The organism is Sphingomonas sp. CCH10-B3 (assembly GCF_001556185.1).
In the GTDB taxonomy this organism is placed as follows: domain Bacteria; phylum Pseudomonadota; class Alphaproteobacteria; order Sphingomonadales; family Sphingomonadaceae; genus Sphingomonas; species Sphingomonas aquatica.
This window is the reverse complement of record NZ_LSIJ01000057.1, coordinates 17213-30522: the sequence shown is the minus strand read 5'-3', so window position 1 is coordinate 30522 and position 13310 is coordinate 17213. Positions and strand designations below refer to the sequence as shown.

11 protein-coding genes are annotated in these 13310 nt (G+C 66.4%); 8 read left to right on the top strand and 3 right to left on the bottom strand.

Annotated features, from left to right (window positions below; translation table 11 throughout):
• The first annotated feature begins 72 nt into the window (after window positions 1-72).
• From rbfA to pnp, 5 genes are all read left to right on the top strand, one after another.
• A complete protein-coding gene (rbfA, locus tag AX672_RS08930; protein ID WP_066650830.1) occupies window positions 73-480 on the top strand; it encodes a 30S ribosome-binding factor RbfA in 408 nt (135 codons plus the stop codon).
• Window positions 480-1067, top strand: a complete 588-nt coding sequence (locus AX672_RS08925; RefSeq protein WP_066650792.1) for a thymidine kinase — start codon at window positions 480-482, stop codon at window positions 1065-1067. The genes rbfA and AX672_RS08925 overlap by 1 nt, the downstream gene beginning before the upstream one ends.
• The gene (gene truB, locus AX672_RS08920; protein ID WP_066650791.1) at window positions 1064-1957 is read left to right on the top strand and encodes a tRNA pseudouridine(55) synthase TruB; all 894 of its coding nucleotides are present in this window, start codon (window positions 1064-1066) and stop codon (window positions 1955-1957) included. The genes AX672_RS08925 and truB overlap by 4 nt, the downstream gene beginning before the upstream one ends.
• 25 nt (window positions 1958-1982) lie before the next feature.
• Window positions 1983-2252 carry a 30S ribosomal protein S15 gene (gene rpsO / locus AX672_RS08915; RefSeq protein ID WP_066650829.1) on the top strand — a complete coding sequence of 90 codons (270 nt, stop codon included), beginning with the start codon at window positions 1983-1985 and terminating at the stop codon, window positions 2250-2252.
• Window positions 2253-2452: 200 nt separating this feature from the next.
• Window positions 2453-4798: a polyribonucleotide nucleotidyltransferase gene (pnp, locus tag AX672_RS08910; protein ID WP_066650790.1), complete on the top strand. Its 2346-nt coding sequence runs from the start codon at window positions 2453-2455 to the stop codon at window positions 4796-4798.
• A gap of 73 nt (window positions 4799-4871) precedes the next feature.
• On the opposite strand, the gene AX672_RS08905 is transcribed toward pnp, so the two are convergent.
• The 3 genes from AX672_RS08905 to AX672_RS08895 all read right to left on the bottom strand — a co-directional run bounded on the left by AX672_RS08905 (window position 4872) and on the right by AX672_RS08895 (window position 10096).
• A complete protein-coding gene (locus AX672_RS08905; protein ID WP_066650789.1) occupies window positions 4872-6254 on the bottom strand; it encodes a DUF1501 domain-containing protein in 1383 nt (460 codons plus the stop codon).
• Window positions 6255-6267: 13 nt separating this feature from the next.
• Window positions 6268-8010: a DUF1800 domain-containing protein gene (locus AX672_RS08900; RefSeq protein WP_082730467.1), complete on the bottom strand. Its 1743-nt coding sequence runs from the start codon at window positions 8008-8010 to the stop codon at window positions 6268-6270.
• Between the two features lie 112 nt (window positions 8011-8122).
• Window positions 8123-10096: a TonB-dependent receptor gene (locus AX672_RS08895; protein WP_066650788.1), complete on the bottom strand. Its 1974-nt coding sequence runs from the start codon at window positions 10094-10096 to the stop codon at window positions 8123-8125.
• Window positions 10097-10199: 103 nt separating this feature from the next.
• On the opposite strand from AX672_RS08895, the gene AX672_RS08890 reads away from it, so the two are divergent.
• The 3 genes from AX672_RS08890 (at window position 10200) to AX672_RS08880 (ending at window position 13268) form a co-directional block, all read left to right on the top strand.
• The gene (locus tag AX672_RS08890) at window positions 10200-11039 is read left to right on the top strand and encodes a TIGR00266 family protein (protein WP_066650787.1); all 840 of its coding nucleotides are present in this window, start codon (window positions 10200-10202) and stop codon (window positions 11037-11039) included.
• A 115-nt stretch (window positions 11040-11154) separates the two neighbouring features.
• Entirely contained in the window at window positions 11155-12594 is a 1440-nt protein-coding gene (locus AX672_RS08885; RefSeq protein WP_066650786.1) for an ATP-binding protein, read from the top strand.
• Window positions 12591-13268: a response regulator gene (locus tag AX672_RS08880; protein ID WP_066650785.1), complete on the top strand. Its 678-nt coding sequence runs from the start codon at window positions 12591-12593 to the stop codon at window positions 13266-13268. The genes AX672_RS08885 and AX672_RS08880 overlap by 4 nt, the downstream gene beginning before the upstream one ends.
• Window positions 13269-13310 lie beyond the last annotated feature (42 nt).

Here is a 13310-nt window from a genome sequence, read left to right as displayed (position 1 = left end):
GCCCCGGCTAATGTCAACTTGGCCGGAGCGCCCACCCCCGGCCCCTCCCGCAAGCGGGAGGGGAGGCGCATGTTGAAACCCACCGAAACTCCTCAGGACCGTTCCGTCCGCGTGCTGCGTGTCGGCGAGCAGGTGCGGCATGCACTGTCTGACATTCTTGCGCGTGGCGACGTGCATGACGAGACGCTGGCGAAGCATCTCGTCTCCGTCACCGAAGTCCGCATGTCGCCCGATCTGCGCCACGCGACCGCGTTCGTGAAGCCGCTGCTCGGCAAGGACGAGGACGCGGTACTCAAGGCCTTGCGCACCAACACCGCTTATCTCCAGAGCGAGGTCGCGCGGCGCGTGAACACCAAATATGCCGCCAAGCTGAAGTTCGTCGCCGACGAAAGCTTCGACGAAGGCAGCCATATCGACGCACTGCTCCGCGATCCGAAAGTCGCGCGTGATCTGGACAGTGAGCGCGATCCGCACGGCTGATGGCCAAGCTCTATTTCTACTATGCGTCGATGAACGCTGGCAAATCGACCAATTTGCTGCAGGCCGATTTCAACTATCGCGAGCGCGGCATGCGCACGGTGCTGTTCACCGCCGCGATCGACACGCGATTTGCGCCCGGCGTCATCACCTCGCGGATTGGGCTAGAGCGCGCGGCGATGCCGTTCGATGCCGATACCGATCTTGCTGCGATTGTCGGTGCTGCGCATCAGGCAGCGCCGGTCGCGTGCGTGCTGGTCGACGAGGCCCAGTTCCTGTCGCCGCGGCAAGTCCATCAACTCGCCTGGCTGGCCGACCAGCGCGGCATTCCGGTGCTCTGCTATGGACTGCGGACCGATTTTCGTGGCGATCTGTTTCCCGGCAGCGCGGCGCTGCTCGCGCTCGCCGACGAGATGGTCGAGATCAAATCGGTGTGTGATTGCGGCGCCAAGGCAACGATGAACTTGCGCGTCGATGGTGAAGGCCGCGCGGTCGCGGCGGGCGCACAGACCGAGATCGGCGGCAATGACCGCTATATCGCCTTGTGCCGCAAACATTTCCATGAGCGCCTCGCCGCTGCCGAGGCATGACAGCGGTGCACGGCTGGATCATCCTCGACAAGCCGCTCGGCCTCGGCTCGACGCAGGGCGTGAGCGCGGTCAAGCGGGCGCTGCGGACAGGCGGCTATGCGAAGGTCAAGGTCGGGCATGGCGGCACGCTCGATCCGCTGGCGACCGGCGTGCTGCCGGTGGCGCTGGGCGAGGCGACCAAGCTGGCCGGGCGGATGCTCGACAGCGACAAACTCTATGAGTTCACGGTGAAGTTCGGGGTGGAGACCGATACGCTCGATCTTGAGGGCAGGGTGATCATGGAAAGCGATGTCCGCCCGACGCTTGCGCAGGTGGAGGCCGTGCTGCCGCGCTTCACCGGACCGATCGAACAAGTGCCGCCGGCTTACTCCGCGCTGAAGGTCGATGGCGAACGCGCCTATGATCTCGCGCGGGCGGGGGAGGAAGTCGTGCTGGTGGTGATCCACGCAATTGCGGTAGCCAACCCCTCGTCTGAAGGGGAGGGGCTCGCAGAGGTCACCCTCACCGCGCACGTCTCGAAAGGTACCTATATTCGCAGTCTCGCGCGCGACATTGCCCGCGCGCTCGGCACTGTCGGGCATGTCACGATGCTGCGCCGGACCAAGGCCGGGCCGTTCACGCTCGCGCAGGCGATTTCGCTGGACAATCTGGCTGAGGCCGCTATGGCGCGCGACCTTGAAGTAATTCTCCTGCCGATGAGGGCGGGGCTGGACGACATCCCGGCTCTACCCCTCACACCCGACCAGGCAGGGGCACTCCGCGAGGGGCGCAAGCTGGCCGGGATCGCCGTTCACGATGGCCAGTATTTCGCGGTTCTGCACGATGTGCCGGTCGCGCTGGTCGAGGTTTCGGATCGACAGGTCCGGGTCGTGCGCGGGTTCAATCTGTAACGCGATGTCGAAGGATGAAAAGTACATGTCGATCACGCAGGAGCGCAAGGACGCGCTCGTCAAGGAACATGGCCGTGTCGAAGGCGACACCGGCAGCCCCGAGGTTCAGGTCGCGATCCTGACCGAGCGGATCAAGAATCTGACCGAGCATTTCAAGACCCATGCGAAGGACAATCACTCGCGCCGCGGTCTGCTGATGCTCGTGAACAAGCGTCGCACGCTGCTCGATTATCTCCGTCTCAAGGACGGGCAGCGCTACACCGACCTGATCGCGAAGCTCGGGCTTCGCAAATAACCGTCGCGGCCCCCGGTTTCGGGGGCCGTTTCGTTTGCGGATCGTCGCGCAATCCGGCACGATGACCGCACCGCGATCGCCGCTGAAGGCGATCGCGCAGAGCCGCAAGTGGCTCGACCAGAGACCCTGCGGGAATCCGTTCCGCAGGCGCTCGCTACAGGCCCCACGCGCATAGGGCGCGTGGTGTTGAAGGAAATCAGATGTTCGATATCAAGAAAGTTTCAATCGAGTGGGGAGGCAAGACCCTCACCCTCGAAACGGGCAAGGTTGCCCGCCAGGCCGACGGCGCGGTGATCGCGACGCTCGGCGAAACCGTGGTGCTCTGCGCCGTCACCGCCGCCAAGTCGGTCAAGGAAGGGCAGGACTTCTTCCCGCTCACCGTCCATTATCAGGAAAAATACTCGGCCGCCGGGCGCATCCCGGGCGGCTTCTTCAAGCGCGAACGTGGCGCGACCGAGCGCGAGACGCTGATCAGCCGTCTGACCGATCGCCCGCTGCGTCCACTGTTTCCCGAAGGTTTCTACAACGAAATCAACGTCATTGCTCAGGTGCTGAGCTATGATGGCGAGAATGAGCCCGACATTCTGGCGATGATCGCCGCCTCGGCAGCGCTGACGCTGTCGGGCGTGCCGTTCATGGGCCCGATCGGCGCCGCGCGCGTCGGCTATGACGGCACCGATTATCAGCTCAATCCGTCGGATGCGCAGGTCGAAGCCGGCCTGCTCGACCTCGTCGTGGCGGCAACGCATGACGCGGTGATGATGGTCGAATCCGAAGCGAAGGAGCTGTCGGAAGAAGTCATGCTCGGCGCCGTGATGTTCGCGCACCGGGCGTCGCAGCAGGTGATCGACGCGATCATCGATCTCGCCGAACAGGCGGCCAAGGATCCGTGGGAACTCAAGGTTGCCGACGATACCGCCGCGGTGAAGGCTGAGCTGAAGGCGCTGATCGGCGATGACATTGCCGCTGCCTACAAGACCACGCTGAAGTCGGACCGCGCCGATATGCTCAATGCCGCGCGCGCGAAGGCGAAGGAGGCAATGGCCGACCGCAGTCCGCAGGAGCAGATGGCCGCACAGAAGCTCGTCAAGAAGCTCGAGGCGGAGATCGTCCGCACTGCCATCCTGAAGGACGGCAAGCGCATCGACGGTCGCACCACCACGCAGATCCGCCCGATCGAAGCCGAGGTGCATTTCCTGCCCCGCGCGCATGGTTCGGCGCTGTTCACGCGCGGCGAGACCCAGACCATCGCGACCACGACGCTCGGCACGAAGGATGCCGAGCAGATGATCGATGGGCTCAACGGGCTCCATTACGAGCATTTCATGCTGCACTATAACTTCCCGCCCTATTCGGTCGGCGAAGTCGGCCGCTTCGGCGCGCCGAGCCGTCGCGACATCGGCCATGGCAAGCTGGCCTGGCGCGCGCTGCACGCCGTGCTGCCGTCGAAGGAAGAGTTCCCCTACACGATCCGCGTCACGTCGGACATCACCGAGTCGAACGGATCGTCGTCGATGGCGACGGTGTGTGGCGGGTCGCTGTCGCTGATGGACGCCGGTGTGCCGATCAAGCGCCCGGTCAGCGGCATCGCGATGGGTCTGATCCTCGAAGGCAAGGACTTTGCGGTCCTGTCGGACATTCTGGGTGACGAAGATCACCTCGGCGACATGGACTTCAAGGTCGCCGGGACCAGCGAAGGCATCACCTCGCTCCAGATGGACATCAAGATCGCCGGGATCACCGAAGAGATCATGAAGGTCGCGCTGGCACAGGCGCATGAAGGCCGCGCGCACATCCTGGGCGAAATGGCCAAGGCGCTGTCGTCGACCCGTACCGAGCTGTCGGCGCACGCGCCGCGGATCGAAACGATCACGATCGACAAGTCGAAGATTCGTGACGTCATCGGCACGGGCGGCAAGGTGATCCGCGAGATCGTCGCCACCACCGGCGCCAAGGTCGACATCGACGACGAAGGCGTGATCAAGGTGTCGTCGTCGGATCACAGCCAGATCGAAGCCGCGATCAACTGGATCAAGGGCATCGTCGAGGAGCCTGAGGTCGGCAAGATCTACAATGGCAAGGTGGTCAATCTCGTTGATTTCGGCGCGTTTGTGAACTTCATGGGCGGCAAGGACGGCCTCGTCCACGTCTCCGAAATCAAGAACGAGCGCGTCGAGAAGGTGGCGGACGTCCTGAGCGAAGGTCAGGAAGTCAAGGTCAAGGTCCTCGAGATCGACCCGCGCGGCAAGGTGCGCCTGTCGATGCGCGTCGTCGATCAGGAAACCGGTGCCGAGCTTGAAGACTCGCGCCCGGCTCGCGAGCCGCGTGAGGGTGGCGATCGTGGCCCGCGTGGCGAAGGCCGCGGCCCGCGGCGTGACGGCGACGGTGGTCGCGGTCCGCGCGGCGAAGGTCGCGGCGAAGGCCGTGGCGATCGCGGTCCGCGCCGCGGTGGTGATCGCGGCCCGCGTCCGGAACGCTCGGGTGGCGGCGATGACGGCCCCGCGCCCGAATTTGCTCCCGCTTTCCTGACGGGCGACCGCGACTAAGCCTTGCCAAGGCAACCCAAAAGAAAGGGCCCGGGAAACCGGGCCCTTTTTGATTTGGGGCTATGCCACTCGTTCAGACGAACCCCAGGTTCCACGTCGACGGATTGTAATTGCCGATATTGGGCAGCACCGTCGACATATTGCCCGCGCTTACGCCGAACCAGCTCGCGAGTGTCGAGGCATATTGATCGACCGAAATCGTTGGCAGCAAGCGCCCCTGGCCGACGTCGTCGGGAGTGTTGTTGCCGATTGCCGGCGGCGTCCCGTAGAAGCGGCGACCGTTGACCGCGCCGCCCATGACGAAGTGCATGCTGCCCCAGCCATGGTCGGAGCCGTCATCGTTCGATTGCAGCGTGCGGCCGAAATCGGATCCCGTGAAGGTCGTCACCCGGTCCGCCACGCCAAGCGCGACCGTAGTGTCGTAGAAGGCGCGCATTGCGTTGGCGACATTGCTGACGAGGCCCGGATGCTGCGCGAGCAGATTGTCGTGCAAGTCGAACCCGCCCTGCGACACGAAGAAAACCTGTCGCTTGGCGCCAAGTTCCTGGCTGACCGAAATCAGCCGCGCGACGATCTGGAGCTGGCTTGCAAGGTTGTTGCCGGTCGGAAAAAGCGGGAAATTCGCCGCCGGCGCGCTGGCGAGTGCGCTATTGACCTGGGCATAGGTGTCGAGCGCGCGCTTGCTGATCGTGGCATGTTCGTTGGCCAGCAAATTGGCATTGGTGCTGGTCATCAAAGTGCGTAGCGTGCTCGCCGCAGCGGTCGATCCGAACAGCGTCGATCCATTGTTGAGCAGTGCAATCGGCCCGGTGGTGCCGACCGAATATTGAATCGCAGTGCGACCGGTCAGGAACACCGCATTGCCGCTGGCGTTGATGCAGGTCACCGTCGAAGTGCCGTTGCCGCTTTGCAGCAGATCGCCGATGCGGCCGCCCCAGCCCGACGTCGCACCTTCCGGATTGCTGGCCTGCCAATAGCTTTGCTGGTCGTTATGGCTGAACAGCTTCGGCGGCAGGCGGACCGAATTGGCGGTATATTGCGCCTTGGTCGTCGGCTGGACGAGCGTGCCGACGTTGAGCACCACCGCCAGCCGGCCTGCGTCAAAAATCGGCAACAGCCCCGACATCGTGGGCGCAAGCGCATATTGCCGCCCACCGGGCAGCGCGGTGCTGGGGTTGAGCACCGTCGCCGCGAGCGTCGCGCGCGCATGCGCCAGGTTGGTGCGTGCAGCCGCGTACAGATTGTAGCTCGCCTGATCATAGGGCGGCAGGGTGTTGGCGTAATCATTGCCGCCGTACAGGAACACACAGACCAGCGCTTTGTAATCGCTGGCGGTTGCGGCCGCTGCTTCGCCGATTGCCGCGAGGTTGGTAACGAAAGGCGCAGCGCTCCCGGCGATGCCGAGCGCGGCGGAGCGCTTCAGAAAGGCGCGGCGCGATTGATCGGATGTAAACATGATGCCGTCCCCCTCAGCGCTGCGTGATATATTCAGGTGACGCCATCGTCAGCAGGATGGCGGTGTAGACGCGGTTGGTCTGGCCGGCGGTCGTCGTTGCCGAAATGCTGTCGACCGCCGCGCGGATTGCCGCGACCGTAGCAGCGCTCAGCTGATTGGCGGCGAGCAGCAGATTGACTTCGCCGACCAGCGCCGCGCTGTCGCTCGCCAAAGCCAGCATGGCGGCGTAGTTCGCCCTGACGTCGTTGCCGGTGCCGAGCCCGTTCTGAATCGCGGTCTGGAGATAGTTGATATAAGCGACGACCGACAATTCATGGGTGATCTGGAATTCCGGCGCCACCAGCGATGCATTGGCAATCGCGGTGTTGGGCGGCGTGTAGCCGGGTCGGAAGAAGTTGAACACCGACGTCGCGCGGCCGAGCGACTGCGCCAGCCGGGTGCTCGAACTCGAGGTGTCGCCGATCGGCCAAAGTCCCCCGGCTGACGTCGCCCCGAAAGCGCGCGCCCAGTTGGTCAGTCGGATCACCGGCTCGCGCAGCTTGCCGCCGGTGGTGCTGCTGGTGCCGGTGTCGGCGCGAGCCTCATTGTCGAGCAGAATCGCGCGCACCACCGCGCGCAGATCGCCCCGAGTGCCGCTGCCATTGTCGGCAAAGACTGCCGCCACGCGGCCGACATAGGCGGGGCTGGGATTGCTGCTCACCAGCCGCTGGATCAACTGCTTCGACACGAACGGCGGGACATTGGGGTGCGCGAAGATCGTGTCGAGCGCGATCCTGACCGCGCTCGCGCCATCGGCCCCGGCCGGCACCGTCGCGCCGAGGAACGTCGATGCGCCGGTTTCGTGGTTGGCGGGGTTGAACACCAGACTGCGGCGATAGCGATCGGGTGTCGTGCTGTCGGTCGAGTCCAGCGTCAGGCCGGTGAAGACCCGCGCAAGCTGCGACACATCGGTCTGAGTGTAGGTTTCGATCGGCTGACCGCCCGATAGCTGGAGCGTGCCGTCCATATTCAGCCGGTAAAGCCCGAGCGTGAACAGTTGCATCAGCTCGCGCGCGTAGTTTTCGTCGGGAACCGAACCCGTGGCGGGGTTGGCCTTGCGATTGTTCAGATAGGTCAGGAACGACCCCATCGCCGCATTGTAGGTGATGCGCTCCATCAGCGTGCGGAAATTGCCCAGCGCATTGTCGAGCAGCACATCGAGCCAAGCAGCGGCGGCGAACTGTTTCCAGTTCAGGTTGATTCCGTCGATGCCGACGACCATCATTTCGGACAGCGCCATGCCGACGCGTTGGCGCAGTTGGCCGGGTTCGCTGATGATCTGACGCCAGACGCTGTTGTCGAAACCAGTGGTATTGTTGATGTTGCCCGAAACGCTGTAGCCGCTCGTCACCATCCAGTCCCAATGCGCGGTGCGGGGCTTGTTGACCTGATCGGTGATCCAGCCGTCGAAACCGAGCGACTGAACCTGCTCGATATCGGTCTTCGTTGCGCCGAAAGTCGCCTGCTGCAGGAAGCGACTGGCCTGTGCAGCGCCGATCGGAGCGGGCGTCGGGGTCGGTGACGGGGTAGGGGTTGGCGCGACAGCGACGGGCGATGATCCACCGCTGCCACCACCACTGCACGCTGCCAGTGCCGTGGTGGCTGCAAGCGCGATCGGTGCTGCGCTCTGGGCGAGTCTCGATCGCGCAGCCTCGGACGGCGCGGGTTCGTCGGCAACTTCGATCGGCAATTCAAGCGCATCGACGTGATCGGTCATGGGTCCCCCCTTCCACTCGCGCGCCGCCCCTATGTTGGGAGGTCACAACCCCATTAGGAACCAAAAAATGAACGTTTCGACCAGCAAATATTGGTAACAAAGTGTAAGCCGTTTACGGCGTGAGACGAACGCCGATCCAGAGCGTGCGCGGCGTGCCGAGGTCGATCGACCCGGCGGCGTTGCGCGTCACCACGCGGCTGTCGGTGACATTTTCGGCGCGCAGGCTGATCGCGATGTGGCGCCCGATCGGCAGCCGCGCGGTGGCGTCGAGCGTGGTCGCCGGGGGCAGCCGGTCGATCTGAAGGTCGTCTTCGAATTGCGCACCGACGTGGCGCAGCGTCGCCGATAGTGCAGGCCCACGGCGCGGAGTCCAGCCGAGCGTCGCGCTTGCGCTGTGCTGGGGCGACTGCGCCGGACGCAGGCCGTCGAGCGGTCCGGGCTGGCGCACCCGGCTGTCGCTATAGGCATAGCTGGCGGTGAGCGACCACGGCCCGCGATGCACGTTGGCGGTAACCTCAATCCCCTGCGCGGTGATCGCGTGCAGGTTCTGGCGCTGGCGCAGATTGGGCGCGAGCGTGACGTTGCCGATTGCTCCCTCCAGCCGGTTGTGGAACGCCGTGAGGCCTATCGTCATGCCGCGTGCGGGCACCAGATCGATGCCGATCTCGCCGCCGCGCAACCGTTCGGGCGCCAGCGCTTCGTTCGCCTGTGTCGTCACCGGAAACACCACGAACGGGCGGTAGAGTTCGTTGAGCGTCGGCACACGAAAGCCGGTGTAGCCCGCCGCGCGCAGCGTGACGCCACCTGCCGCCCGCCACGCAAGCCCCGCACGCCCGGTCACTTCGGTCCCGCTGCGATCGGCAAAGCGGCGGTCGGCGTTGACCGCGCCCGATCCGGCAAGCTCGCGAAAGAAGCCGCCCGCAATCGTCCAGCGATCGACCCTAACGCCGCCCGTCAGCACCAGTCGCCCGAGCGTCCAGTCATCCTCGGCATAGGCGCCCGCGGTCGTGATCCGCCCGCCTGCCGTGCGCCGCGCGGTGACAGAGCCCGCCGCCGAATAGGCATCCTCGAACAGCCTGCCGTCGGCGACGCGGACATCGGCGCCGATCCGCAGCACATGGTCGGGGCCGACCGGCGGGCGCAGCTCGATCTTGCCGCCATAGCCCGTCGACGGGGTTTTTCGTTGGTCGAGCGTCAGCCGGAAGCTGGTCGCGCTGACCACCTTGTTGCCGAAATCGCGCGCCTGGAGATAGCCGAGCGCCTCGACCTGCCAGCGCCCGCGGTGGATCAGCCGGACGCTCGCGTCCTGCCCCTCGGCGAAGCTGTCGGCGCCGGTGAAGCGCAGTGTGCGGTCGTCGCGGAAAAAGCTCAGCCGCGCCTGCACCTCGGTCTGTGCGTCGATCGGCACGACTGCGCGCGCACTCGCCGACCAATCGGCGAAGCGCGCCCGCGCACTCGCGGGCACGCGCTGGTCGAGCGGCGTTGTGAAGAAGCCGTCGCTGCGTTCCCACCGCCCGCCGAGCGCGATGAAGCCCGCGCCCAGCCGCGGGGCCGCGCTCGCTTCCGCCCGAACCGAGTTGAAGCTGCCATAGTCGGCACTGGCGGCCAGCGCCGGCAGATTGGCGCGCGTGGCGCTTTCGAGTTCGATCGTCCCCGCCACGGCACCCGCGCCGAACGCGCCCGCGCCACCGCCGCGCGTCACCCGCACCGCGCCGAGCTGGCCCGGCACCAGCGCGTTGAAGGGGATGTAGCCGAAGAAGGGATCGGCGATCGGTACGCCGTCGAGCAGCACCAGCGCGCGGCTCGTCGCATTGCCGCCGAGCGCGCGCAGGGTGACGCCTTGCGCCGACGGATTGGCCGAGCGGCTGTCGCTGCGGCGGAACTGCTGGAAGCCGGCGACGTCGAGCAGCACATCCTCGACCCGGCCCGAAGCATCGCCGGTCAGCCGTTCGCGATCGATCACCACCGATCCATAGGCGGGCGTCCCCGGTGGTGCCTTGAGCGGGGTGCCGAGCACGACGACTTCGGGCGCCTCCTGCGCGAGCGCCGGGCAGGGCAAGGCGAGCAGGAGGCAAGCGACACGCATCGCCCGCGCTATCGGACTTTGCCGCTTTCGCCGCAACAGTTGCGCTCGCGCCTCGGTACGCCGCGTGTTATCAGTGCGCATCACCAAAAGAGGAGCCTTTCCCATGCCGCAAAGCCCATGGTCACACAGCCGCGCCGCCGGTGTCGCCGACGATATCGACTTCGAAATCAAGGGTCAGGAACTGCAATTCGTCGAGATCGAGCTCGATCCCGGCGAAAGCGCGGTCGCCGAAGCCGGCGCCTTCATCTGGAAGGATGCGAGCATCGAAATGTCGACGGTGTTCGGCGACGGATCGGGGGCGCAGTCGGGCGGTGGCGGTTTCATGGGCGCGCTGGTCGGCGCAGGGAAACGGCTGCTGACCGGTGAGAGCCTGTTCACGACGGTGTTCACGCATCATGGCAGCGGCAAGGCGCGCGTCGCCTTTGCCGCGCCCACGCCCGGGGCGATTCTGCCGCTCAAGCTGTCGGATTACGGTGGCACGCTGATCTGCCAGAAGGACGCTTTCCTCGCCGCCGCCAAGGGCGTGTCGATCGGCATCGCGTTTCAGCGCCGGGTGATGACCGGGCTGTTCGGCGGTGAAGGCTTCATCATGCAGAAGCTCGAAGGCGATGGCTGGGTGTTCGTCCAGATGGGCGGTACCGTCACCGAACGCACGCTGGGGCCGGGCGAAGTGCTGCACGTCGATACCGGCTGCCTTGCCGCTTACACGCCCAGCATTGAGTTCGACCTCGAAATGGTGCGCGGGGTGAAAAGCATCGTGTTCGGCGGCGAAGGCCTGTTCTTCGCGCGGCTGCGCGGGCCGGGCAAGGTGTGGATCCAGTCGCTGCCCTTCTCGCGGCTCGCCGGGCGCGTGATCGCAGTCGCGGGGCCGACCGGCGGCCAGAATCGCGGCGAAGGCGGCGTGCTCGGCGGGCTCGGCCACTTCATCGGCGGCAACGAGTAACGACGGTAAATAAAGGCGGCAGGCGGCGCCCGCCTCCATTCTTGCTCCACAATCGTGGTGCTGGCGTGATCGCCAGAGCCTCGACAAGAGCCGGGAGGGGGCGCAGCCTGCCGCGATGAAGATCCGCCTGTTCACCCTGACGTTCCTGTTGATCGCGGGAACGGCGCTGCTCGGCGAGCTGACGATGGCCGGGGTGATGGCAATCAACCTGCAGCGCGGCTTCACCGACTATCTCGCGGCCAATGATCGCGAGCGCTTCAACGCGCTGATTGGCATGGCGCGCGATGAAGGCGAGCGGCGCGGCGGGCTGGCGGCATTCCGGCGCGGGGATTTCACTTTGCCGCAGCTCATCCATGCCGTTCGCCCGGGGCCGCCGCGTGGCCGGCGCGGTCGACCACCGCCGCCCGATGACTTGCCGCCACCGCCACGGCGTGGGCCGCCGCCCGAAGCGATCGAGCGGCGACTGATCATCCGCGACGCCACCGACCGCATCCTCGAAGGGCCGCCGCTGCCGCGCCGTCGCGACAAGCTGGCGCAGATTGTGCGGCGCGACGTTGTGCTGGGCGGCGAAGTGATCGGCTCGGTGGCGATGGTGCCGCGCGGGCGGCCCGCCGGGGGCGTCGATGCGCGCTTCCTGACCAGCCAGTACCAGGGCGCGGCGCTGCTCGCGCTGCTGCTGCTCGCGGTCAGCCTGTTGCCCGCATGGCTGATCGCACGCTGGGGCGAACGGACCGCGCGCGAGATGGTGCGCGCGACCGACGCGATCGCGGCTGGCGACTTTGCGGCGCGCGCCTCCGAAGCGGCGATTGGCGAAGTCACTGCCGTCGCCCAGAACATCAACCGGATGGCGGAGACGCTGGGGCGGCTGGAGACGGCGCGGCGGCGCTGGCTCGCCGAAGTCTCGCACGAACTGCGCACGCCGCTGGCGGCGATCCGTGGCGAGCTCGATGCGCTGGTCGATGGCGTGCGACCGCTGAGCATGGCCGCGATCGCCTCGGTCCAGGAAGAAGCGCTCAGCCTCGGGCGGCTGGTCGAGGATCTGCATTTCCTGGCGATGGCCGATCTCGCACGCCCGCCGTGCCGCTTCGAAAGCTGCGATGCTGTGGCGCTGTGCCGCGACGCCGCAGCGCGCTTCGCCGTGCAGGCGGCAGCGCGCGGGATCGAGGTGTCGGTCGACACCGAGGGGCGTGCGGCCTTCCCGGTGCTGTGGGACGGCGCGCGGATCGAGCAACTGCTGGCGAATGCGCTCACCAATTCGCTGCGCTACACCGATGTACCGGGGCGAGTGGCGCTGACACTCTCGGTCGAAGGGGCGCATGTGCAACTGCTGATCGACGACAGCCCGCCGGGGGTGCCTGCCGAGGCACTCGCGCAGCTTTTCGAGCCGCTCTACCGGCTCGATGAAGCCCGCGACCGGGCGCGCGGCGGATCGGGGCTGGGGCTCGCCGTCAGCGACGCGATCGTGCGCGCGCATGGCGGAAGCATCGCCGCCGAAGCCTCGCCGCTCGGGGGCTTGCGGCTGCGGATCAAGCTGCCGATCGAGGCACGGGCATGAGCCGCGTCGTGTTCGTGGTCGAGGACGACCGCAAGATCGCCGAAGTGCTGCGCGATTATCTGGTGGCGGAGGGTTACACGCCGCGCCTGTTCGCCGACGGCAGCGGCGTGCTCGCGGCGCTGGAGGCGGCGCCCCCGGCGGCGATGATCCTCGACCTGATGCTGCCGGGGATGAGCGGCTTTGCGATCTGCGAGCGCGCGCGGGCGTTCAGCGCGGTGCCGATCCTGATGCTGACCGCGCGGGTCGACGAGATCGACCGGCTGAAGGGGCTCGGTATCGGCGCCGACGATTATGTGTCGAAGCCCTTTTCGGCGCGCGAAGTGATGGCGCGTGTCGCTGCGCTGATCCGCCGCGCCGAGGGACGCGTGACGAGTGCGGTTGCGGAGGCCAAGCCCTATGCGATTGACGAGGCCGGACGGCGGATTGCCTGGCGCGGCAAGTGGCTTGCGCTCAGCCCGGCCGAATATGCGATCACGGCGGCGCTGATGCAGCAGCCGGGGCGGGTGTTCACGCGCGACCAGCTGCTCGACCGCCTCGGCGAGCGCGCCGACAGCAGTTCCGACCGCGCGATCGACAGCCACGTCAAGAACATCCGCAAGAAATTCGCGAGCGTCGATCCGGGCGCGGCGTGCATCGCGTCGGTCTATGGCGCGGGGTACCGGTTCGAGCCCTGACGCGGGTCATCCGGCGAATTGACCCGTTTGTTTCGAGCGAAG

Excerpts from the sequence above, each read along its gene's own strand:
- AX672_RS08925 (WP_066650792.1), top strand. The coding sequence starts at position 480 with ATGGCCAAGCTCTATTTCTACTATGCGTCGATGAACGCTGGCAAATCG.
- truB (WP_066650791.1), top strand. The coding sequence starts at position 1,064 with ATGACAGCGGTGCACGGCTGGATCATCCTCGACAAGCCGCTCGGCCTC.
- rpsO (WP_066650829.1), top strand. The coding sequence starts at position 1,983 with ATGTCGATCACGCAGGAGCGCAAGGACGCGCTCGTCAAGGAACATGGC.
- pnp (WP_066650790.1), top strand. The coding sequence starts at position 2,453 with ATGTTCGATATCAAGAAAGTTTCAATCGAGTGGGGAGGCAAGACCCTC.
- AX672_RS08905 (WP_066650789.1), bottom strand. The coding sequence starts at position 6,254 with ATGTTTACATCCGATCAATCGCGCCGCGCCTTTCTGAAGCGCTCCGCC.
- AX672_RS08900 (WP_082730467.1), bottom strand. The coding sequence starts at position 8,010 with ATGACCGATCACGTCGATGCGCTTGAATTGCCGATCGAAGTTGCCGAC.
- AX672_RS08895 (WP_066650788.1), bottom strand. The coding sequence starts at position 10,096 with ATGCGTGTCGCTTGCCTCCTGCTCGCCTTGCCCTGCCCGGCGCTCGCG.
- AX672_RS08890 (WP_066650787.1), top strand. The coding sequence starts at position 10,200 with ATGCCGCAAAGCCCATGGTCACACAGCCGCGCCGCCGGTGTCGCCGAC.
- AX672_RS08885 (WP_066650786.1), top strand. The coding sequence starts at position 11,155 with ATGAAGATCCGCCTGTTCACCCTGACGTTCCTGTTGATCGCGGGAACG.
- AX672_RS08880 (WP_066650785.1), top strand. The coding sequence starts at position 12,591 with ATGAGCCGCGTCGTGTTCGTGGTCGAGGACGACCGCAAGATCGCCGAA.